12 protein-coding genes are annotated in these 25,237 nt (G+C 47.5%); all 12 read right to left on the reverse strand.

Annotated elements, in window-relative coordinates:
* Positions 1-170: 170 nt before the first annotated feature.
* Positions 171-1,148, reverse strand: coding sequence for a LacI family DNA-binding transcriptional regulator (locus tag GKG43_RS06860; RefSeq protein WP_050639651.1), 978 nt, complete (start codon positions 1,146-1,148; stop codon positions 171-173).
* A gap of 325 nt (positions 1,149-1,473) precedes the next feature.
* Positions 1,474-3,558, reverse strand: coding sequence for a 3'-5' exonuclease (locus GKG43_RS06865; protein WP_129878890.1), 2,085 nt, complete (start codon positions 3,556-3,558; stop codon positions 1,474-1,476).
* Complete coding sequence (locus tag GKG43_RS06870) at positions 3,551-4,405, reverse strand: AraC family transcriptional regulator (RefSeq protein WP_129878891.1); 855 nt, start codon at positions 4,403-4,405, stop codon at positions 3,551-3,553. Before GKG43_RS06870 ends, GKG43_RS06865 begins: the two co-directional genes overlap by 8 nt.
* A gap of 686 nt (positions 4,406-5,091) precedes the next feature.
* Positions 5,092-5,568 carry a methylglyoxal synthase gene (locus tag GKG43_RS06875; protein WP_050639647.1) on the reverse strand — a complete coding sequence of 159 codons (477 nt, stop codon included), beginning with the start codon at positions 5,566-5,568 and terminating at the stop codon, positions 5,092-5,094.
* Between the two features lie 85 nt (positions 5,569-5,653).
* The gene (locus tag GKG43_RS06880) at positions 5,654-7,231 is read right to left on the reverse strand and encodes a putative ABC exporter domain-containing protein (RefSeq protein ID WP_050639646.1); all 1,578 of its coding nucleotides are present in this window, start codon (positions 7,229-7,231) and stop codon (positions 5,654-5,656) included.
* Positions 7,232-7,942 carry an ABC transporter ATP-binding protein gene (locus tag GKG43_RS06885; protein WP_050639645.1) on the reverse strand — a complete coding sequence of 237 codons (711 nt, stop codon included), beginning with the start codon at positions 7,940-7,942 and terminating at the stop codon, positions 7,232-7,234.
* 34 nt (positions 7,943-7,976) lie between these two features.
* On the reverse strand, positions 7,977-8,630 hold the full coding sequence (locus tag GKG43_RS06890; RefSeq protein WP_050639644.1) for an ABC-2 transporter permease: 654 nt from the start codon (positions 8,628-8,630) through the stop codon (positions 7,977-7,979).
* Positions 8,631-8,641: 11 nt separating this feature from the next.
* Positions 8,642-9,343 (reverse strand): ABC transporter ATP-binding protein, encoded by a 702-nt coding sequence (locus GKG43_RS06895; RefSeq protein WP_050639643.1) that lies wholly within the window; start codon positions 9,341-9,343, stop codon positions 8,642-8,644.
* A 995-nt stretch (positions 9,344-10,338) separates the two neighbouring features.
* Positions 10,339-11,544 (reverse strand): type II secretion system protein, encoded by a 1,206-nt coding sequence (locus tag GKG43_RS06900; RefSeq protein ID WP_173020084.1) that lies wholly within the window; start codon positions 11,542-11,544, stop codon positions 10,339-10,341.
* 64 nt (positions 11,545-11,608) lie between these two features.
* A complete protein-coding gene (locus GKG43_RS06905) occupies positions 11,609-11,998 on the reverse strand; it encodes a hypothetical protein (RefSeq protein WP_129878893.1) in 390 nt (129 codons plus the stop codon).
* A gap of 1 nt (position 11,999) precedes the next feature.
* On the reverse strand, positions 12,000-12,713 hold the full coding sequence (locus tag GKG43_RS06910) for a hypothetical protein (protein ID WP_129878894.1): 714 nt from the start codon (positions 12,711-12,713) through the stop codon (positions 12,000-12,002).
* Between the two features lie 45 nt (positions 12,714-12,758).
* Positions 12,759-25,235 (reverse strand): GLUG motif-containing protein, encoded by a 12,477-nt coding sequence (locus GKG43_RS06915; RefSeq protein WP_129878895.1) that lies wholly within the window; start codon positions 25,233-25,235, stop codon positions 12,759-12,761.
* Between the last annotated feature and the right edge of the window lie 2 nt (positions 25,236-25,237).

Genomic DNA, 25,237 nt, shown 5'->3' on the forward strand with positions numbered 1-25,237 from the left:
ATTAATTATGTGCACTTTTACCATTATTGTCAATGCGTTTTTATCATTTTTTATTTATTTGTTACTAATAAACATTATAAAAACGTTTCCATATAAGCACAATGCATAAAGGAAACGTTTCCATAAAATAGTAATCATTCTTGTTTTGGTCGTTTTTAACAATTCTATCTTTAAGCAGTACCACCCTTCTGAAGATACACATCCGTAATCTGGTGGTACTCAATATCCTGATCTCCCTGTATCAGTTTCATAATTGTATCCACACATTTCTTAGCCAGGAGCGGAATATCCTGACAGACAGCTGTCACAACCGGTGTCACCATGCGGGTAAAATCCGTGCCGTCATATCCCACTATTTTCAAATCCCGGGGTACCTTTATCCCCATGTCGGTCACAAAATGATACAGCGCTATGGCCCCCATATCAGAAGCAAATATCCCATCTGCCTGCCGCACTTCATCTTCATAATTTTTCAGCAGATTTACATAATAGGAATAGTCCATCCGATTCCACTCCATTTCCAGCGTGCGGACTGAGATATGGTATTTATTCATCACATTTTCAAATTCCAGATACCGGTCGTTGGACGGCGTATTTACCCTGAAAAATCCGCCGATCTGGATCACTCTCCTGCACCCCTGTTCCACCAGATATTCCGCCAGAATCCTTCCGCCTTTGCGGTGGTCAGAATGGATCAGCGGTATCTTAGGTCCCAGATCATGGTCCATACTGACAATCGGCTTGTCGATCTGCTGGTACACCGTATCCTCCACAGACAGGGCGCAGGTAATAATCCCATCCACCATATTCCGGTCCAGCATATCAATATATTCCTGCTCCCGGTCGCTCGTCTTAACCGTATTGCAGACCATCGTCTTATACCCATATCTGTACAGCTCTATCTCTGCCTGGCGGATAAAAGAAGCATAGAACGGCGTCTGGAAATCTGGAATAATTACCCCGATGATTCCCGACTTTTTCCTCGATAAATTCCGCGCGCGTTCGTTCGGAATAAAATTGAGTTCACGGATCGCTTCCTCAATCCTTTTTCTGGAACTTTCCGAAACATAACCGGTTCCGTTAATCATGCGTGACACCGTAGCAATTCCCACATCCGCACGCTTTGCTACATCTTTAATGGTAGCCATACTGAAAGACCTCCTTGTATTTACTGCTTTCACTTTTTGCTGTTTTCTTTCGTGACTTTATGATTCAAGACTAACACAATACACAGCGATACACAAGATGAGATATTTGGGGATGAGTAAATTTGGCTGTAGGGGCGCCTGATGAAAGGGGGATGCGGTGATCCGGCGGGGACAGCCAGCAAAATCCCCGGAGCTGTCCCCGCCGGATTACCGCATCCCCCTTCCATCAGGCTGGGCTTCATCAAGACGGAAGATTTGCTCATTTTGGGGGAAATCGCGGGGAGCGGCGGATTGGGTTGGGCGGGCGGTTGGTATTTGGTTTATTTTATTTCTTTGGCAGGTATGGGGATGGGGAGCCGGTATATAGTATTGTGAGCTGGTGCATGGCTCTGGTGGCGGCTATGTAGAGGAGGCCTTTGTCGTATTGGGTTTTGTAGGTTTCAGAATCTACATCCAGGATTATGACTTCGTCGAATTCTAAGCCTTTTGACATTTGGATGGAGGTGATGGATATTCCGTTGGTGAAACTGGTGCTTTCGGGGGAGATCAGGTGGATCTTGTGATCCCGGGAGAGCTGTTTATGTACTGCGGCGGCTTTTTTGTTTGTTTTCAGGATGATTCCCATTGACGCGTATCCGCTTTCCTGAAAGGTTTTTATTGCTTTTTTGATTTTTCGGATTTCGTCCCGGGTGTCTTCGCATGGGATCATCTGGGGGGCAGGGCCGTGGCGTTCTATGGGCTCTAAGCGGGCCGTCTGCTGAATTTGCTTTGCAAATGTGATGATTTCGTATGTTGAACGGTAGCTTTTGGTTAATTCCACCAGGCTTGCTTCGCTGTACTGACGGCGCAGGTCTTCGATGGTGTTGAGATGATTGGGATTGATAAACTGCCCGAAATCTCCCAGGATGGTTTTGGGACAGGGAAACAGTCGGTTGATGACGGCATATTGGATGGGGGTGTAGTCCTGCATTTCATCGATTACCAGATGCTTGATCCGCTTGCTTTCCTGCAGGCCCTCAAAGGACGCGTGCAGATAGAGAAACGGGTATACATCCGCCCATTCCAGGGTCTGCTTTGCAGGGAATACAAGCATGCCAGGCTGTCCAATCCATTGATAGAACGCTTTGTACAGGGCCAGGCTGCTTTTTATCTTCAGCATTTTGTTCAGGCTCTTTAATATGCTTCCCGGACGTGGAATATCGTCGCCCATGAAGTTATCTGTATCAAAATGGTCATGGATATCTTCCGCGGTCTGCTGCAGCCTTTTTTTGATTGGATATGAAGGGTAAGCAAGGAAACGGCTTTGTATAAAGTCTGCCTCTGCAGTAAAGCGACCGAAAGTATAGGCTTGGGGTTCAAAGATAAAGTGGGGCAGTTCCTCTAAAAAGGCTTCCATCTTTTCCACAAAGTCTAAAGTGGATTTGAAGCGCGCCCGCTCCGACCATTTTGCGTCGTTGGTTTCCAGAGGGTCTTTATCCGGCTCATAGGCAATGACTCCCTCCAGCTGTACGGCGGCTATATCGGTAAAGCTCACACCGTAAATGGGTTCTTCTCCCAGTTCCGGAAGAACGGTAGATATGTAATCTCCGAAGACTTTATTAGGCGAAATGATTGTGATATTTCCCGCCTTCAGCCTGTCCTTGAACCGGTACAGTAAAAATGCAATCCGGTGCAGCGCTATGGACGTTTTCCCGGAGCCTGCCACGCCCTGAATGAGAATGGTTCCGGTATTTTCGTTTCTGATGATTTGGTTCTGTTCCTTTTGGATAGTGGAAATGATCGATTTCATCTTTTCATCCGAGGTGTGGGACAACTCACGCTGTAAAACATCATCCTGAATATTTACCGCGCTTTCCAGCGTATATTCCAATTCACCGTCTTTTATCTTAAACTGGCGTTTGCGTGTCAGGTTACCCTCAATTCTGCCTATAGGGGCGTCATATCCAGCCGGTCCGGACTCACAGTCATAAAACATCCCGGCAACCGGAGAGCGCCAGTCATAGATCAGAAGTTCATTTTCATAATTGAAAGTAAAACGCCCAATATAGTACTTTTCGGCCATTTTCCTGCCCTCTTCCTGAAAATCTATCCGGGCGAAATAGGGGGACCCTTTCAGCTTTGAAAGTTTTTCCCATACCCCTGAGGCGAAAGCTCCCGTGTGGTCGATCTGCCTGAGCGCCAGCTCGTTCTGAAACATTTCATGGGGATCCAGTTCTCCGCGGTAATCTGCCATGTACCTTTTCGCATCCATATACTCCTGATCCATCCGTTCCAGATCGGAACGGGCCTCCTGCAGAGCGGCATCCAATTTGCCATTGATCATATCCAGGTGGGCGGCCTCATCCGGAAACTGCACGGATTCAACACATTCGATTTCCGTTTTCTTATCACTTCTGCTAAGCTCACTCATTATTTACAGCCTCCTCAGACAGGACAAAGCGCTGTGTGGGATAGCCAAACTCAATCAGAAGCTCCGCCTCCGAAAAGCCCAGTCTCTGAATCTCCCGACGCTGCCCTGTGTCCGCTTTATCACCCTCCCTGAAAGTGGTAACGCTGATCTCCTTCCCCTTTACCAGTTCGCTCGAAACCTTCTCCAAAAAAGCCTTCGGAATCCCTTTGTCCCTGTAAAGAGGGTGGGTTCCCATAAAATCAATACAACCGTTCTCATATGAAAAAAGCATAATCCCCACCGCAATCGGCCCGTCCTTTAAAATCAGAGCCTGCCTGCATCTAATCCGCCGTTTCAGTTCCGCCTCATATTCATCTTCATACAAATGCGGAAACCCATCAATAACAAGACGCACCAGATCCATCCAGCAGGGAATATCATCTTCTGCCGCAAAATCAATACTCCATTCCATAAAATCTTTACTTTGAAGCATTTCATATTCCCCCTCAAACTGAAATCTCAACTGCAAAGGATAAAACTTTTCATTCCTGCGATATTGATTCGGCGGCAACTTATACATCTCCCTAAAAATATTTGTAAATGCCTGCTGGCTTTCATACCCCGCTGCCGCCGCAATCTCAACAATCGGTTTCTCAGAAAAAACCAAAAGCTTAGCCGCTTCCGTCAGCTGCCGGCGCTGCACATAATCATGAATTGTCAGCCCAACCGTACGCATAAAGACTCTGTGAAGATAATACTTCGAATAATGAACAGCAGTCGAGATCCGATCCAAATCCAGCTTTTCCATCAAATGCTCCTCAATAAACTCGATTGCCGCCGAAACTTTCTCAACAACATTCTTATCCATAAAAATCTCCTCCTTTCACAATTCCTAATATTATCAAACTCCACAAGATTTGTTTTGCGCATTCTTGCTATCTTATATTTCACTCCGCCCAGTCTTAACTCCTCATCCCCCATCCCTTCCGTTTCTCCCATCGTCTCAAATCCCGCCCAAATTCCTCCCCCAAACAACAAACAAAAAAAGATTCCATCTGATCCCTCATTTATATTTTATCTCCGCATCCTCCGAGCCGCCTCCCGTCCGGATGCACCCAGCTGAGAAAACGGTGGGTATGGCTTCCGGCAGAGACGTGTATACCCAAAGGGCGTCCCGCAGCTCATACCCTGTGGGCGGAGCCGAAGCTGAACTGCGGAATCATGTATGCCGTTTCAGAACCCTCAGAACGCGCTTAGAAACAGTTGCAGAGAAAATGTGGGGAATAGAGGGCAGGATTTGATTCACAAAATCAAATCCTGTTGCCGCCGGCGGCCTGAATGCATCGGCATTCAGGCCAACTGCGGCAAGTACCTCTATTCCCCACATTTTCTCTGTTACTGTTTCTTAGCAAGTGGCGCGGATTCTGAAACGGCATACATGATTCCGCAGTTCAGCTTCGGCTCCCCCCACAGGGTATGAGCTGCGGGACGCCCTTTAGTATACACGTCTCTGCCGGAAGCCATACCCGCCGTTTTCTCAGCGCCCCAGCGCCCCTACTTCATTCTCTCAACCCGTTCCTGAATAGTCTTATTAAAATTCTCCACCTGTCTGCAGTAAGTCTCATTCATAAACTTAGAATTCAGCATAAAATCCGCCGTTGCCAGGTTATTCGCAATCGGAATATCATAAACCACTGCGATTCGAAGCAGAGCCTTTACATCCGGGTCATGCGGCTGCGCCTCCAGCGGATCCCAGAGAAAGATCATAAAATCAATCTGGCCCTCCACGATCTTAGCGCCAATCTGCTGGTCACCGCCCAGGGGACCGCTGCAGTAGCCTTTCACCGGAAGCCCGGTTCTTTCCGAAATCAACTTCGCCGTTGTACCTGTTCCGCATAAGAAATGACTCTTTAAGATGTCTTTATTTCTGTCACACCAGTCCACCAGTTCTTTTTTCTTGCCGTCATGGGCTACCAGTGCTATGTGCTTTGCTTTTCCGATTTCTAAAGTTACGTAACTGTCTTCCAGCATAAATAATACCTCCCAATTATTGCAGGACCACTTTCGTGAACTCTCCTGCAACTCATCTTTTTCAAAGTATTTGTAATCGTCTGTGCTATGCCAGCTGCTCCATAGAATAAAAACGGATAGAGGCCAGTAAACCGATGACTACTGTCATTATCATACTATAAATGAAAATAATTGGAAAGACCAAATCAACATTAACCATAAATCCTGCTGCCAGCGCAATTGCAAGCCCGATTCCAAGGATCGTCATCTGGAAAATCGCACGCACAAAATCCTGCCCGGTTTTACCCAGTGTATCGCCCAGAAGGCACTGTGCAATGACTTTGGTATACAGCCGGTTAGCCTGCAGTACCGCGTATGTCAGAATTGCCAGGATGCTCTGAACAGGCCCGATTCCCCACGCTATACTCAACGGGATGCAGAAAATACAGCCATCCACAAGAGCCTTGATATGCTCCATCAAAGTCGCGTACCACAATTTTCTGACCGGGCTGTCCGGGATCAGAAACAGATAGGGCGTCTTCAGTTCATTTTCCCATTTTCCAAGGTATCCGGTCAGGATCAGTGTCATGTACATGATAATGCCCAGCATATACATCTGAGGCACCCCGGATTTTAAAGCGTTGTCTCTCATAACGCGGGAAAGCAGGATCGCGATGGCCAGGCATAGCAGAGTCATTTTGGAAAATATAAAATACTTTTCCTTTTTGTATTCCAGCAGCTGTCTGTAGAAAATGGCCTTTGCACCGGTTCCTTTGTATGTGTCCTTTACCCGGCGGAAGCGTTTTTTCTTCTCTCCTATCGACATGACCATCTCGCCGTTTACTTTCCGCCTTCTCATTTCCGCATAGTCATCGGCAAATTTGGCGGCGTCCTCGTAATAGTCGCCATCGCATTTCATACGGACGGCTGCCGTGATCATCACCGCCACTGTCAGCAGATACAGCACGGTGCAGATTACATTCAGTACATCCGGGCCCAGAAGAATCAGGCGGTAGACGGAGATATTCCACCCCACAACCGGTATCATCTGCAGCCCCGGCCAGTCGAAAAATGCAGCCGCAGTTTCGAGTGTAACTCCCTGCTTCTTAAAATAAATAACGATCAGAACCGCAACTCCCACGAGAAAGATCTTGATCCCTGTGCTAAGCGCCTTCATTACTTTTTGAGGTATTTTATCATTCGTGTACAAAAAGATCATCACACTGACCTCAAAAACCGTTTCCACGACACACTCCACCAGGAAAAACAGGATCATCTTCCACGGCGTAATGCCAAATACCGTGAGTCCCGCAATCAGGAATAAAACGCTCACCGCAATAGTAAGAAGATAGTTCATCCAGGCACTGTGCAGCAGGACCTTTTTCGGACTGATCGGGGCGGTAAATACAAAGTGTGCATGGGATGGCTTGAAAATAACGCCTTTTTTAGAGGCGTAGCCTGCAAAATTACTAAGGAAAATGTATAAGGTCCAAAGTGTAATTATGACAGTCAATCCCTTTGCCGAGCTGAAATGTATCTTTGTTACGAGCTGACCCAGCATAACCGCTAAAAAGATGGCATAAACAATACAGATAATCATGACCAGCAGAGATGCCGGTTTTTTCACCGCTTTTTTCAGGTTGTTTATAAAACTCCGTTTTGTAAGATATAATAATGCCTTCATCTATGCTTCACCACCTGACTCCCAACTACTGGTCATTTCAAAAAACAGGGCATCCAGGTCCTTTTCCCCGACCTCTGATTTTTGATAAGAACCTATGATGTGGCTCTTCTCCATCACAAACATCACATCCCACAGTTCCTCAACCATCTCAAGCATGTGTGTACTGATCAGAACGGTAGCACCCTGGTCACGCAGCTCAAGGATCACCTCTTTCAGTTCTTTAATCGCTCTGGGATCCAGTCCGACCATGGGCTCATCCAGAAGAATCACTTTGGGTTTAATGACAAGAGCGCAGCAGATACTGACCTTCTGCATCATCCCTTTTGACAGCTCATTGCCTAGCTTATCCTGCTTGTCGTCCAGCTCAAACCGCTCCAGCAGCGCCGTAACCTCTTCCTCTGTAGTACTGCTGCCATATGCCATCCTCACATATTCTATATGCTCCCTCACGGTCAGCGCCTCAAACATAGAAGGAATCTCCGGTACATAGGCAAACAGCTTCTTGGCCTCCAGCTGCTTGGCCGGGATCCCCTGTATACCGATCCTTCCCTTGTACCTCAAAAGCCCGGCGATGCTCTTAATAATCGTAGACTTTCCTGCGCCGTTCGGCCCCAGAAGAATCCCCACCTGCCCGTCCGGGATAAAAAAACTCACCTGATCCACGGCAAGGTGCTTCCCATATGATTTACTCAACTCCTGTATCTCCAGCATAACTTCTCCTCCTCATGTTTTAAATTTATTCCAGTCAAAACTCTCTTTGTTTGAGAAACTTAACAGAAAGTCCCGCAGACACTATCATAACAGCTAATCCCAATACTATCAACAATACGGATATGCCCGTATCCATTACGATTGCTTCCGCAATCAAATTTTTCCCAATTATTGAAAACAAAGCCACCAGCCCCCATGTGGGCAGCATAATCATTACAACAAGCAACGCAGCTTTTATTTTCGTATAGGAAAATCGAAAATACAGCAGGAAGAAAATACTTAAAACAACCGACATCGCCAAAAATGTAATAGAAAGGGAGGATAAGGTTAAGTCTTCCCTTACTAAAACTATATTTTGAAGCGTAATTTTGGAAAGCAAAAAGTATATAAGCATTTCCAGTATAGTTATCAGCAGACCCAGGATATATTTTACGGCCACAATCATGCTTTTCTTATATGGAACCGCCAGCAGATATAGGTTGCCCTTATACTTATCCTCCATTAAAAAAATGTTATTAAAGAGGAAATAGCAGGCAAAGCTGACCGATATGAACAGAATATACACGCTGCTCATATGAACAGTCTGATTGCTTAAAAATATCGGGACTGCAAGCAGTATCATGATGGCAAAAACGAAATACATCCCTGCCAGTAAAAGATCTTTTTTTATGAGATGAATAATCTTCATGATGCACCTCCTCACCCAATTATTTTCAGCATTGCCTCTTCGATTGTAGGATCCGGAAGCTTTGATTGTCTCAGGAACTCCTCTTTCGATGCCGCGGCTAATATCTGCCCTTCATCAATCAGGATGATGTCATCCCCGATTTTATCCAGGTCAGAAGTAATATGCGTAGAAAAAAAGATCGTCTTCCCTTTCTCTTTCTGTTCTGACAACTCCGTACAGAATAGCTGACGCGTTTTCGGGTCCAAACCGCCGGACGGCTCATCCAGAATCAGGATCTCCGCATGATGGGATAACGCCAGGGCAAGCGCAAATTTCATCTTCATGCCCTTTGAAAGTGTATCGATCCTCTGCGACTCCTTTAGTCCAAACTTCTCCATATACCTGTGATATTCCGAATCATCCCAGCCGTCATAAGCCCCGGCCACAATGTTTTTCATAGCAGACATAGTAAACTTATCATAAAAATATCCGTCATCAAAGACCACGCCGATCCGCTCTTTATACGCCAGCTCATTATGATACATCGTTCTTCCCTCAAGAAGTATATGGCCGGAATCGTATGGGACCAGGCCTAAGATGCATTTCAGCGTTGTTGTTTTACCGGCGCCGTTATTGCCGATAAAACCGGTGATCCGGCCCTCTCTGACAGTAAAAGAAACATGATCCAGAGAAAAGGATTTGTAGTTCTTACTCAGGTTTGATACTACCAGCATTCGTCATCCCTCCTCATCTATAAAACGGATTGTGTATAAAACTATACAGCGGTAATTTGACTTCATTAATATGCGATATTTGTATTACTCCTTTAGTACAATGATACAAGGAATCCTTCCTCTTGTCAAGTAAGTTTTGTCGATGGATGGGGCCGCAAAATGAAGGTCGCAAAATGAAAGCCGCAAAATAAAGGGATAGCCGCAAACCTGCCAAATGCATATATGCCGCTGCGAAGTGCGGACACGAACCTAAGAAATTCTAGAAAGCCGACAGCCGAAAAAGCAGGGCACAGGGCGACACATCACGAGAAATCCGATGATTTCTCGCGCTGGGTCGCCTGATTTTGTGATTTGGTGATCACAAAATCTCCCTGCTTTTTCGGCTGTCGGCTTCCAAGAATTTCTAAGGTCCGCTTTAGCACTTCGCAGCGGCATATATGCATTTGGCAGGTGGCTATCCCTTCATATTGCTGGGCTCATCCAATCGGCAGTTAAGCTTGCTTACTGAGGAAGGCTCCGTAACCGGGGCAGCGTATTAATTCGTTTGGTTCTTACTGAATCAGCCCAAGACATTGAAGAAAAGGGTAAGTAATGCTGATATGTTTCACCATACGAATTTATACGCCGCCCCCGCTTCCGAGCCCCTCCCAGTGGGCAAGCTTTTCCTACCGGTCGGATGCGCCAGCCGAAAAACCGGGAAGTCGGCCCCATACCGTGAGTATATATGCTATTTTAAAAGTCCTAGAGTGTACGTTAGAGTCCCTTAAGGAAAAAACATAAAAAATGGCGGGCAGAATTTGACGTCTCACGTCAAATTCTGAAGCGGCCTAAGACCCCAAATTATCAAATTTGGGGTTGCATGCCGCTGGACCGCGATTTTTTATGTTTTTTCCTTTAGGGACTCTTACGTAAACGGAGCGGATTTTTAAAATGGCATATATACTCACGGCATGGGGCCGGCTTCCCGGTTTTTCGGCGTCCCCAAAGCGAGTTTACTAACTGCCCCCTGTTCTGAAGTAGGAATTATCGATCTGTTTCCAGTTATTATTATTTTCAGGATTGACGCCCGGCCACCCGCCGCTGGGGCTGACGCATATGTAATATTTACCGCCAAAACTATAGATACTGCCCTCCTGCAGCTTACTGCCGAAATGGTCTCCGCCTATAATATCATCCTCTGTGATCAACTGATCATTTAAAGCCAGGACTTTCGTCCAATTGTTCGTGTAATTTTTAATCTGTGCCATGCTGCTGCAATTGTATTTCTGGGTAATCGTATCCTCGGTTACATAATAATATCTTTGAACACTCTCGTCATAATAAATACCTTGCGGTACTTTTATGATTTCTGTATCATTCGGCGGTTTCATCGCATCTGCCTGATCTTTTAAATCCTGAAAGGTTGGCACTCCGGCATGGTAACTCAACGTACCGCCGTTTACCTCTATATATCCGCCGCTGTTATTTTCTTCTTGATTCGGAGGGGACGGGGGGACTTCGGGATCTACCGGAGGAGGCTCCGGCTCTGTCGCGCCTCCGGTAACAGGACCCGTGATCTCCGGTGAATTATAGCACTCCACCGTTTTCGACACCGTACAGGCATTCCCGTATTTACCGCTTTTAATCTTTAGTGTTACATCTACAAGAGGGAGAATCTCGTCCGCTGCGTTTTGCACGGTTTCAAATTTTAGAGATTCTATGCTGTATTTCATGTACATCTTGGTGGAATATTTCCAGTCAATCTCGTCGTATATGTTTTCTGATATTTTTGGATCCGGATTCTTTACCGCTTCATAATGGATGTTAAGCTCGCGCCCTCCGCCGTCTTCCGGGCTACGCTCTGTCGTGCTGATCGTGATGTGGCTTCCTGTTCTGTCATATAACTCGATCGACTGATTATCTGTACTTATGCGTATGGCTTTCCTGGTGCTTTCCCCGGCCCCTGCGCTTCCGGCATCCACAAGGTTTCCGGTCTGCGCGCCTGCGATTTCACCTGAAATTTTATTCATCAGGGTATCTGCCAGCTGTTCAGCCTGTTCTGTCGTTTTCAGCTCGTCATATACCTTCACCCAGGAGATCAGCATGCTGCAGGCCATGGTGAAAAGAATACCCGTTAAGACGATTGTTACTACCATCTCAACCATGGTAACCCCTTTTTTGGATTTGAAGTTTTTACGAATTCCGGCAATCCATTTTTCCATCTGTTTCCCCACCATTATCACGGTTTATTAAGCGTATCGTAACAGTTCAGGCTGACCTGAACTGTTACGGAGTATCCTCTATTGTAAAATCATAAATTGTTATGTTGTTTCCCTTGGTAATTCCTATTTTCTGGCTTTTCAAAGGCAGGTTTTCTCCCTCGTATACCAGCTGCAGGGTCATTTTCTCTTCTGTTTTGTTTAACACTGCCTCTCCGCTGTCTTTTGCTCCGTGATTCTGCTTGTAATAGGATGAATAAACAGCCTCTGTATTTCGCCTCATATTCTGGGAACGTGTGAGCAGCTTGTAGGACTGTGAGATTACTTTTGTGAAGGTACCGACAAGCAGCACCAGGATTACAAATCCCACAACCAATTCTACCATGGTAGACCCTTTCCGTTTATTGTCTGAATCAAAGGGATGACACGTTTTTCTGTTTTTCGCTTCATTCTGCATCTTACTCTTCCCCCACTTCGTCGCCAGTATCTGTCAAAGACCAATTCCAGATTTCATACTTTCCGTCTGGTACGCTCTTGTCTTCGGAGCAGCTCAGTTGGTATGCGCGGGTAATTGTACTGTAGTTTTTCCCGCTCTCACAGTTTACGGTGATTACCAGCGTCGTGTCGTCCTTCTTAGAGGCTTCCTCACTGTCGTAATCTGCCATTACATTATACCAGTACATTTCAACCGTAAGACCGGCTGCCAGTTTCTGAAACTTTTCATTTTCTATTTTCTCGCTGTCAAACTGTAGTTTTCGCGCAGCATTCTTTTTATTATGTTTTTTATCGTCTTCATCCTCACTGTAATACGGCCAGTTTTCGGTCCATATATTCTGCGTGATAAACGTCACCAGGCCGGAGGCTTCTGTATTTTCTATTTTGCTGCCATCTTCATTTTTTACATTATAGGAGTATACTTTCTGCCCCTTGTCTACCCATTCCCCATTGTAGGGAATGTACCAGGACTTGCCGTCATTCTCCAGCTCGTCCTGCAGTTCATTGCTCAGTGAAGCCGCCAGAATCTGGCACTGCTCCTGATCCCCATAATTCAGAGATGTTGCAAACAGGGAATAGGATAACAGCAGAAGGGAGAGGCACAAAACGACGATAACTGCCATAACCGCCAGCACATATACCATTGCGGAACCCTGATTGTATTTCTTCCTTTTCATCTTTTGCGCCTCCTTTCCTCAAAGGGGTCTGACCCCTTTTGCTAATTATTGCCTGCTGTCTTCAGTGCCTCCGGAACCTCCGGACTTCCCTGTAATTCCTGTACTTTCTGCATTTTCTGCAGTTTCTGCATTATCATTGTTTTCTGCACCCGTGCCGCTGTCCTGCTGCCCGGATTTTTCATTTTCCTTCTCATTGACATCCGGGATCTCCTGCGCCTTATAGCCTTTTGCATTCGCATCTCCTGCAGGCACGGCAGCATGATCCGGCTCATCCGCAACATACTGATCTGCTTCTGATGTCAGAATAAGATCTTCCAGACTGGTCCAGTCTGTCCATCCATATCCGGACCAGTCCGTTACTTTAATCTTAACTGCTTTTATGCTTTCAGGATCTGTCAGAGTAAAGCTCTTGGCCTGATCTGAAGCATATTTCAGGCTTACGTTTCCGTCCTCATATTCAAACCGGAATAGAATTCCATAGTTTCCGATGGCACCCGCCTCATTTACCGTGTACCTTTTTTCACCGGCGTCCCATACCGCAGCGAATTCCTCGGTATGCTCATACCCATTATCTGTATTTGAATACCGGATGCTGATGCCGGAATCCTCTTCCTGCCATGCAGCACTGCATGAAGTTTGATTCCTGTAGCTTTGCTTCACCATGTTCCCGGAATCACTGCGGTACCAGCTGGACATGCTTGCCCCGCCTTCTCCGGTATCCGCATCGCAGGACAGGAATGTGACCTGCCTGGTGTCCTGGTTCCCTGCAAAATTCTCAGATACGATTCGATCCATATCCGGCAGAGTGAGTAGAAATACCGCGCCATCCTGTGACAGCTGCCCGTAGGTAACCAGCGTACTGCCTTGATCCTCCGTCTCCAGTTTCCAAGGCAGTCCAATGGTTCTGCCTGCGCCGATGTCTCCTAAATAATAAACATTTTCATCATAAGCACTGCATGACGGGTAATACTCTCCCGGGGCTGGTGCAGTAATCATGGCATGGTCCACATCCGCATAACGATTGTCTGACTTTTGTGAACCTGCAAGCGGATATCCGGCTGCCAGATCTGCGTCCGACGTATCCTTATAAAATACATGATAATAAGTTCCATTCCCCTTTGTAAACTGCAGCATATAAATCTGCGCCGCCTGGGATGCTCCCGATATCTCCGCGGTGTAATCTGCTGCATCCGGCCGTATATTCATACGGATCTGCGGATGTTCCGCTTCCACTTTGACCGGATAGCCCTCCTGTGCTGCCGCATTATGCTCCAGTTTTGATACTGCATTTACAGAAATGTCAACCGCTGTCCAGTCGCTGATTCCCTTTCCATCCGGCTCAATTGCCATGATTTCTGTATCCGCCAGCTTTCCGTCTGCAATCTGATACTGCCCGTTTTCAAGCAGCAGCAGGGAACTCATCGAATTTTCCTCCGCTCTGGCATATGCACTTCTGTACTGTACCCCGCCCGCCTCATCTGGCAGCTTGTAAATAAAGTGTCTCATCCGGGCGTTACTGCCGTCCACTTCCAAGGCAGCCCCATCTCTTGCAGATAGAGCGGCCGGAGCATCCTGGCCTTCGACCGGTCCTGTCGTACCTGCAATCTCAGTTACTTCGTCCGACTTCTGGTACCAGCTTCCGAAGGCGGAGTCTTCATACCGTTCTATATTTTCTGAAATGCCTTTTGCCATTACCTGCGAAGTCCTGATTTTCTCTGAAGCTCCTGCGCCATTCACCGTTTCCGGGTCCGCCAGTACAAGAACAAATTCCTGTTTTCCTTCTTCAGATGTTTGGCATTTCAGATAAGATACTGCCGTAAATACAGTACCATCCTCTGCTGTGATCTGCAGCTCATATGGCAGATCCAGGCTGCCGCCGTCGGCCGGCAGACTGCCTGCATATCCCGCATTGGCCAGATTTGCATCCGGAAGATACGTATCCTCCAGTTTTTCGCCCAGGCCTTCCATCTCTTTTGCATCTGATGACAGCACATAAATGTGGTACTTGTCTCCGTCCCGTTTTGCATAGATCCAGTCCATCTCCAGCAGCGTATCATAACCTGCCTCCTGTCTGCTGTTCTGGGAGTTGTGGATGATCTGCAGCAAATAGTGTTCTGCATACGCTTCCACTGTACAAATCAGCGTAGTCTGTTCCGTCTTGTTGTCATCCTGCCCCGCCGTATCTCCTTCGTAATGACCTGATTCCGTGTATACCACACCGGTTCTGGACTTTGTCATTTCCGGAACCGCATTTTGTACACGGGGTATCCGGAATTCGGCGTAACTCCTGTTATACTTGTATTCATGAGACCAGTAGGAACTGATCTGGCTGTCAGATACCGCACGGACAGCCGCTGCCATATACATCCCAGCACAATCGGAAAGACTGATTGAGGACGTCTTTCCGGTATGGTCCGTAACTTCTATCTCTGTTCCATGCAGGTTATATGTTCCGCCTGCGAGATTGCCGCCCATGGATATGGTATCCTTCATGACATATTTGGGCTGTGCACCCTGAATCAATTCCCCGTCCGCACCTACTGCACTTGCCTCAAAGAATAACAGATGAAGTTCATACCTGCCGTTTGCCGTGCCATAGCCGCTGCCATCCATTGTGAGATGCAGTCCGTCATCGTTCATCGCATCTATGGTCATATATTCTTCGGTGCTGTATTTTTCTGCCATGGCCAGGTCTGCCACATCCGGCACAGGAAGCCTTGACGGCAGTTCCATCTCGCGGATGACACCTGCGGGACCGTCCTTGTACATCACGGAATCTTTCTCTGCTAATGCTTTGACCGATACATGGATTGTCATTCCGCCGGTAAATTCACTCAGGTCAACACTTCGCTCTAAAGCGGCGGAAGAAACTCTTTCCGCTCCGCTCAGAGATAAAAATGTCCAGATCTCTCTGCGAGTTACCGCATAGGAACCGTCTGCGTTCTCTGTAATAACTACGGTCTTATCCACCTGTGTTGCATCGCGGTAGATATCCTCGTCTGAATTTTCTATTATTTTGCTGTATGTAACCGTCCCCGCTGCCTCATCCACAGATTCCTCATAGCCATTTTCCCTTAAATCTTTCTTTAATACTTCCGTTTCCTCTGCGCTGTACTGACTGCAGACCTTATCATCCGCGCTGCGCTCTATGGTAACGGTGTATCCGGCCAGATGATCCATGATGCCTTCTGAATTCTCATCCGCAATTCCTGTCCATTTAACGTCGTAATACATGTGATCCTTATCCGTCACCCCGGCCGCATCCTTGTGCAGCTGTACGGCAGGCATGGCAATCTGTTCCAGTGCCAGCTTCACTTCAAAAGTATGCTCCGTGTAGAACGGAAGTTTTTTCGACTGTACAGCCGTCTCCCCGGCCGGTATGCCCTTGCGGGTCACCCGCAGCGTCATTTTTGAATAATTCCAGCTTCCGCCGCTGTCTTTAAAGGTGTACTCATTTGCATTCACAACGGTCTGCGATTCCAGCAGCGTCCGTTCTCCCGAAGAAGTATGCCCGTATAGCTGCAGGATATACTCTGCACCCGATTCCAACAGGCCCTGATCCCATTTAAACGTGTAAGCGGCTCCATTTTCAAGCGGCTGTACCTCGTAATCATCCTTTGAAATAACCGGGTTTGGCTGAATCGGAATCTGATTCGCCGATGTTGACTGGCTGATATAATCCCTCTGCCCATTTGCAGGATTATCATGGACATTCAGCACATTTTGTTTCACCTGATTTTTGAAGGTATCGCTATGCGCAAGCAGTGCTCTGTATATGATCGTATAAGTGCCGTCTTTCTCCAGGCGCACCACATACCCCGGATTCAGCCTCTTTGTACCGCTGTTTACAATTGACTCATTGTCACGGTCCGCATCTTTCAGCGTATACAGCTCTTCTTTTGTGGCATTCTGCTTCACAATATGCCCATACTGGCAGATATACCATTGATTCTGCCATGGATAACTTTGTATACTATATTGATCGTATTCCTCCAGAAGGTCTGATGGCAGGTTCGCCAGCGTGCTGATCTTGGCGGCGCCTCCTGTGCTTGTGATATGGGACTGGCCGTTGGAAACAGAAATATCAATTTTAGTGCCATCCTCATATTTCAAATAATTCTGCACGATCAGCTCCGCCTCGATATACAGATCTACGTTTGATCCGCTTGGAGTCTTTCCAAGCTGATAACTCAGGCCGTCCGGTGTATTTCCATAAAAGCCGTTCCATTTTGCGGTATACAGATCCTCATTCTTTAAAGTGTCTATCCCATAATATGCTGACTGGTACATGATAAGAGGGGATTCCGATGCCCTGCCTTCTATGGCAAGCGCCTTCACAGCAAAATTAATGTTGTCCCTCCGGTCATTTGCAAATTTGGTAATGACCTTATCCGTTGTGTATGTATGGCCGGCCTGAACCGTGATCACTGCCTGCTTATTGCCCTCTGTTGCCACAGTGCCTGCCGGTGACACCGACATGTAGACCGGAATCACTGTTCCCTCTTCAAAATCTTCCGGATTTTCCAGTACTGGTTTCCACCCAAATGACTTGGTGTTGTCCAGATACACCAGTTCCAGATGTACCTTCGGTGCGGTCTGAGGTTTTGTCAGCAGCATCTTGATACTGCCCCATTTAGAAACATTGGCGGCTATAAACTGTCCGTCATTTTCCGGCATCGGATCGGTGGGCGCCCTGTACTGCCCATCCTTATCCTGAAATGTTCCGTCTGCGTCATAATAGGTCATGTAGGCAGTCCCATTTACAGCCCTGACATAAAATGTGTACTCCCGGCCGAACCACTCGGCATCCTGCGGGATGTCATATTCTGCATACCCCTGCCCGTTCTCCAGTGAAGTTACTGTATTCGGCACAAAATACGGGGTGTCCGGATTGCCTTTTTCTTTTGCCTGCCAGCAGACCTGATATCCATATGCCCCCGGCACTTCCTTTATCTTCAGCGTTGTCTTACCGCCGGCATTTATCACGGAAAACTCCGGAGCCTCTGCCTTCATCTTTAAGTCATACGCATCCAGATAATACTGCTCTACCAGCGTCAGCGGGTTTCCATTCTTCTGATCTAATTTAGAATAGCTGACAGCTTCCAGCCTTCTTTTTGCCTCTCTTGCGGTGATCGAAGGAATCTTTGCAGCCTCCAGGAAATTGGGAACCGCTTTGCTTGCGGATCTCAGGTTATAGCTTGGATACTCTGTTTGTGCCGTTTTTGAGGCATACATGGAGGATCCTGATTTGTTCGGGTCATCCAGCGGTGCCTGCCCGTCAACACCAACGCTCCCGCCGTTCCTTATCGTTTCCAGATCTTCTTCCGCCTGTTCCAGGGCGGCAGCCGCTGTTTCCAGGTTCTGCTTTGCAGTTTCATAAGCGGCAGATGCACTGTCCCATGCTTCTTTATCCAGCGGGTTTTCCGGTTCGGAGACATTGCGCACAATACCATCGGTTACGTTCAGTTCTTCGCCCGGCAGAACAGCATTTGCAACAAATTCACAGACCGTTCCTGCCGTACTGTATCCCGTTCCGCTTATGCTGTCTCCCTTCAATAAACCATAGATATTCCCCTTATATGTGGCAACATAATCTGCCTGAAAGGTAATATCACTGATCTGGCTGCTGTTATCCAGCTCAAATCTTCCAAATGAGTTATGTGTTCCGCCAGATACATAGCTTAACCCAAATGTAAAAAATCTGGTAGCCTCATCCGGATGATCCGTTGTCACTGCCTGGCACAGGCTGTCTCCAAAGTTTTTGTAAGCTTTGACTGTTTTGCCGTCTGTGAATTTTGCAGTTATAAAGTTTTCCGGGCTTTCATCTTTTGCCTTCAGATATTTGACCGATCCGTCTGCCGCTGTATAGGACACTGTATAGATATAGTACCTGGTCCATGATCCGGTGGAATTTGCTCCCCAGTAGACGCCAAAGGACTTCACGGAAGGATATGAGAGTTCCTGGACCCCTTCACTTTCATCATATCCAAGAGCAGTCTCAGCCAGGGTATATTTCACAGTCAGGGGATTGCTCTGTTTAATTTCCCCGCCATCGGCAGGCCGTACCTGGCATCCGTTCCCGTTTTCGGTCTTTCCGTCAAACATATCTTTAAATGCGCCGCCGTCATTTTTTACAGAACTATAAAAGCTCTCTTCCGCATCTAAAGAATAATAAATCCCATCCCCATACCCGGGGTTCTTGATTTGATTTACTTTTGTTTTTGCAGACTGCAATGCAGCCTCCGATTCTTCCTTCCTCTCTTTCGCCGTCTCAACTGCCAACTGGGCTTCTTCCTCCGTCATCCCTGCCTCTATTTCCTTTGTATAGTAGTAGGAATTCACAATCTTGGCCTTATCGGAATCCGATACTTTACGAGTCAGACCTGCCCCGGAAAAGTCAAAGCAATCCTGCATTCTCACCAAACCATTGTTATAGTTGGCTATCCCGTAAAAATTCGTACCTGTCCCATAATTTCTGCACCGGCTGAATGAAACGCTCATAAATTCATTGTTAAAGTTGGCCATTATTCCCGCGCCGGCCGTAGTTCCGGTTACCTTGCCCGTATTGATACAGTCACTGAAGATGGCCTGGTTTGACGTATTGCATACTGCGGGCCTGCCTGCAAGACCGCCTGCATACCCCCCTTTTACCTCTCCCTGATTGCTGCATCCTGTAAATAAAATTCTGGCGTGATCCGTCAGGTCATACAACGATCCGATCATCCCTCCGCTAACAAGGGAGGTCACTTCTGTAGCGATTTTTCCAGTATTGGAAGAGTTTTGGATGGATCCGCCATTATACTTCCATCTCCCCACAAATCCGCCTGTATTAGATGGCCCATCCACCTTTCCTGTATTTAAGCAGTGGTCCATCGAGAATGTATTGCTTTCCTGATTTTCTAAACGGCCGATCAGTCCTCCAACTGCAGTACTGTCCTTAATGCCGCTCTTGTTCGCTACACTGGCATGATTCTCCACAAAGCTCATGCTGCTTCCTGAACCGGACCAGCCGCAGATTCCGCCGGTACCGGAATCGTTGATGTAATAATAGTGCTGTACAGACCAGCCCTTTCCAGTGGACAGCTTCTCTGCATCGGTACCTGTAACTACAGCTCCTGCCTCATTTCTGCCCACAATACCGCCAACGATACCGCCGTTTCCGCTGATAACTACCGTGTCTGTAGACTTCTGGCGATCCGCTTCACCAAAGTTATCACATTCTCGTACCGTACCAAAATTCCAGCCTGCTATCCCGCCAAGGTATGCCGTATACGTCTGGTTATCCTTATTGCTTACTCCGGAACGGATTACCGTGCTCTCATTGTTTTTATCCACACCAATGTAGCAGTGCTCGATCAGACCGCCGGCCGTATTCTTTCCGGTGATCCCGCCCGCATTGACGATATTGCTTCCATTTCCGCCGACCTGGAGGGTTCCGTCAAAGGAACAGTCTGAGAGGTTCCCTTCGTTGATTCCCGCGATTCCTCCATAGCCCATATCCGTATTGCCAAGCAATGCTATGGTGCCAATGGCGGTATCCACAACTTCACAGTGTTCGATCGCACTGGATGCTCCCAGCTGCCTTCCCGCTACGCCGCCTAGATTACAGTAGGATACGGTAGGTGCTGTTTGAAGATCCACATTCTTTATCAGTACGGAAGTCCCGTTCCCTGTCTTGCCTGAAATCTTTCCGCCCCCTGAGTTTTCCCCTGCGACTCCTCCTGCGCTGCTGCCATTCGCATAGGTGATCACTTCAGAATCCAGGATTTCTCCCCCTGCAAGCCGGATCATGCCGCTGTTCAGGCCCGCAATCCCCCCTGCAAGGCTTTCGTTTGTGCTCTTGGAAGTATTCCTGACGGAGATCTTGTCTATCGTGCACTGCTGAATCATACCGCTGTTTGAGCCGCTGATTCCCCCGACACGATTCAGAGCCGTAAGAGTAATCCGCAGATTGCCTTTCACTTCACACAGTTCTATATTACCTGTGTTATTTCCACTGATACCGCCGGCATTTCCTGCCGAAGCTAAAATATTGCCGCCATTTTTGCAGTTTTTAACCGTTCCGCTGTTCTCTGCCACAATGCCGCCGGCATATCCGGATACTGACGTGACCGTCCCATAGTTATCACATTCTGTTATGGAATAGTTGCCCGTATTTCTTCCAATGATGCCGCCAGCATTTCCTTCACTCGCGGTAATAACAGAGCGGCTGATAAATGACGATATGCTTTGACTGTTCTCTCCTATGATACCGCCTACATTTTGTGTACCGCTTACAAAACCACTGATCGTAACCTTGGCATATCCGGATGCAGTTAATCTGCCCTCATTTTTTCCGATCAGGCCACCTGCATTTATATTTCCGGTCACATAAACCACATTGCTGTCCAGCGTTTCCGCATCCGTTAATGCAACTCTTCCCTCATGTCCTCCGAACTTCCCGTTAAATCCTGTTACAGCTCCGGCATTCTTGCCGGAAGATAATATTCTGGCCGTTCTCAGTTTCGAGTTGTGGATAAGGCCGAAATTCTCGGCTGCTATTCCGCCTACATTATCTCTTCCGGTGATTGTACTGCTGTTAATCTCACAATCCATTATGATTCCCAGATTGATACCGCAGACCCCGCCTACCTGATCCTTGCTGCTGTCGCCGATGCTGGAAGCCTTACATTTCTCAATAATTCCTCTGTTAATCTCACAGAGCGCCCCCGTATAGGTTGCTCCTCCTGTCGTAGTAACATCACCCACGTCTCTGTTGCTGCAGCTTTCCAATGTGGTATTGTTACCTACTATACCGATAATACCTCCCGCATACGCATATGCAAATTCAGCAGCTTCATCCCGGCCAGTCTGCTCCCCTGCCACACTTTCCCTGATGACGCCGCTTGCAGTCACGGGTGTCAGGTTCTCTACGTTCTGTATGGTCAGATTATTCAAATCTTTGCTGTAGCCAAGTACGCCGCCGGCAAAGACTTCAGCGCGCACCCCGCCAAATTTGCTGCTGGTTACGCCCTCTTCATAGCCTGAGATTTTAAGCCCTGTATTCGTATAGAATGCAAAATCACCGGGTACTTCCTCCGCAAAATTGTATGTTATTTCAGCATTTTCGTCTGCTTTGATATTCAGGCCTTCCTGATATGCCGCCACCTTCGCCTTCTGGTTCCCTTCAGCAGTAAGAAGTGCATTATATCCGATAAATCCTCCCGCATATGCCTTGGCTTCTATATTTCCCAGAAAGTTATCGGTCTGGAATACTGTTTGAATAATGGAGTCTGTACATACCAGATTGCCCCCGATGATGCCTCCCACGAAATAGGCGCCTTCTACTGCATTTGGTTTGGATACCAGCTTTCTGGCGCTGCCCGCCCCATAGGTATCCGTAGCCGTATCATACGTATACTGCAGCAGGCAGACCGACGCATTTAAGCCTGCATAACCACCGGCAAAGTTTCCGGATGCATTTACATATCCGCCGGCCAGCTCGTAGTCCTCCACCAGCGCATCCACATCATTATAACCGACGATTCCGCCCACGTAATTGCGCCCTGCTATATAACAGATCGCAGATAATGCATCTCCGCTTGCCCCCGTCGCTTTCCCGTCCGCACCTCTTTTTGTATTTCCGATAATCCCGTTGTTATATCCGGCAATTCCGCCGGCATAATCCCCGCCAAGATTCGTGACCTCGCTGAGGGAATCGTCCTCTGCGCTGTTTGCCACATCACTGTTGCATCCAAAGATCCAGCCGGCATTAAATCCGGTAATTCCCCCGGCATAATTGCCTGCCGCCACTATGATGCCTTTATTGATCCATCCGCTGATCTTCACCTCCAGGGAAGGTTCTTTCTCCGGCTCCACCACGTGGACTCCATCGGCGACATCCTGAAAGACATTTCCTTCGGCATCCACATAATTTCCGCCCCTGTTTCTCTGCGCGCCTGCATTGCAGCCTACAATTCCGCCTACGTATGTATCACCGATCACATGTGCTTCATTGACACGGTTGTTGCCCTCAATCCCGCTGGCAGGGCCGGAATTAAATCCCACAATCCCGCCTACATACTGATTGCCGAAAATATATCCCTGGCGGCGGCTGTTCTCGTTTTCTGTGGAACAGTTTTTGATCTCACACCACTGGTTATAACCTGCGATCCCGCCTACATAGGTTCCCTTTAATTCGCTGCCGCCGTTTTGGATCCCCTCTATGATTTCCTCAACCGCTTTCGCTTCATACTGCGGAGAGCTGGTACAGTCCTCAATCACAAAATGATCCGTAGATTGGGTCTTATTCTCCGCATATCCGATGATTCCGCCTATAAACATCGGCTCTATCCCTGCGCTCTCACTTATTCCGGATACGGCGCCATAATTCCCACATTCACTCATTTTTATTTCGGATTGCTTATCCCCTGTCAGTCTTCCCGCAATTCCGCCGACAAACCGGGTACCTTTCACCGAGGCACGGTTCAAAAGCTTCTGAAAAGTCTGCTTGTCCGCCGAAGCCTTCCCATCCTGTGCGCCAAAAATGCCGCCTACATTTTCCCCTCCTGTATAAGAACCGTTGTCTTCCAGCCTTTGTTTTCCGGATATACTGCTGGCATTTGACGTGCTCTTCACTGCCAGATTCTCCAGGCTGCCGCTGTTAATGCCGCAGAATGCCCCCACGTTGCTGATCCCCGACACAACAATGGAATCCAGGCTGATTCCCCGGATATTTCCTTTGTTCTCAAGGAACAAGCCTGTGGAATTGATTTCTTTTCCCGTACCTTTTAATTCCAAAGAATCATTTGTCCGTGCTGTGACCGTCAGCCCCTTTATCGTATGATTCTCCTTTTCCGCCTTCCAGTTTTTGGCAGAGTATCCTTTGGTCTCGAAAATGGACTTCTGCCGCAGATAGCAGATGGAGGGAAAATCTGTGTTTGTTTCCTGTACGATGCCGCCATGGAACAGGTACTTATTCTTTACAAGTGCTTTCCAGTCAATATCCTTTGTCAAAAGCCACGTGATGTTCTCCGGCAGCTGATACGCATACTCCTCCAGTTCCTGCTCATTACCTGCAAACAGCTTTGTATAATTTCCGCCTGTTTCCTCAATATCCTCTATGTAACGCATATTAAAGAGATGGCGCGGATTGGCTATCTCATAGCGGTAAGTTGTCACGCCGTCTTTCTCTGAGGATGTGCTCTCATCGCCGTAGTAGATATCCGCCAGATTACTTTTCTTTAATGCAGTGGGCTTATATCCCGTACCGCTCCCTTTTATCTTGCAGTAGATCTTTTCTGCGCTCAGTCCGAATCTGTGGAAACTATAACTGTCGCTCAATTCTTCCGCTGCACCGCCCATACCGGAATAGGACGGCCTGCTGTAATTCTTATTGCCTATTCCGTTCCCCTGGTATCCCTCAATATAGGTCTGTGATGTAGCGTTCAGATCGGCTGCATCCAGTACAAGATGCACCGTCCCATTTGTCTCCACATATAGGTAAAATTTATAGTTACCAAGCGTCTTTGCTGTCTGCTTTCCCTTTTTATCATACCAGTAGCGTGTAACGGTACCCAGTACCTGTTTTTTCTCATTATAAGCGGACGGCCAGTGGTATTTTCCACTGTCTGCCTCCTCCTGTGCATTCAGCAGAATCGTCAGCCCGATTTTATTCGATGTTGCATTATAGACATCCAGCTGATACGTCAGCTGGTTCCATGCTTCCTCTGCCTTGCTCAGCCGGAAAGACAGGTTCAGCGTATCTTCGTTGTTCAGCCGCACTTCGCTTATCACCGGCTTTTCTGCATTCGGACTGGTCGCTTTTGCCATCGTATCAACACCATAATAGCCCAGCATGACGCTCTTGCGCCTGGAATAAGTACGGTCTCTTATGTCAATTGTTTTCTCTGCCTCCGCATCCGGGGTTCCGTATACGAAGTTCTCCTGCTTGTCGCTGTACATTGCTGCAAACACCTGTCCGTCCGACGCAGAAAATTCCACGCAGACCGTGCCGCCGCTGAATATGGATGTATCATATATGTAAGTTTCCAGCATCCTGTACAATGCCTGTACTAATCTTTGTTTTTCCGGTGAAACGCCGTTCCAGCTGCTGTTTTTATACGCTTTATAATCGGCAGGCGTACCGGTCAGAGAATAGATGGTGCCCTGATACTTTTTGGCTTTTGTGCCCTTTCCCTCAGACTCGTACCATACTTTCTCCAGATCGTAAGGATCCCCGCTGCTTCCGATCAGTTCTTTGTTTTTCAGCTCTTCATCTATGCTCTTCGCTCCGTTATCTTCCAGCAGGCTCTCCAGTTTTCCCAGATAGCCGGAATAGCTGTACTCGGAAAGCCGGTTCTGGGCAGCAGAAAAAATCGTCTGCGCATATTCGTTCTGTTTTCGAAACTGCGCATTACGATACCATGTGACCAGGCTCACAACAAGGGTACCGGCAAGTATCAGCATAATCACTGTTACGACAACCAGTTCCACTGTCGTATATCCCTTTTTAAAGTTTTCTGCCTTTCTTCTTTCCCGCATAG

The sequence above is a fragment of the Eubacterium sp. BIOML-A2 genome, assembly GCF_009680135.1.
Classification (GTDB): Bacteria; Bacillota; Clostridia; order Lachnospirales; family Lachnospiraceae; genus Faecalicatena; species Faecalicatena contortus_B.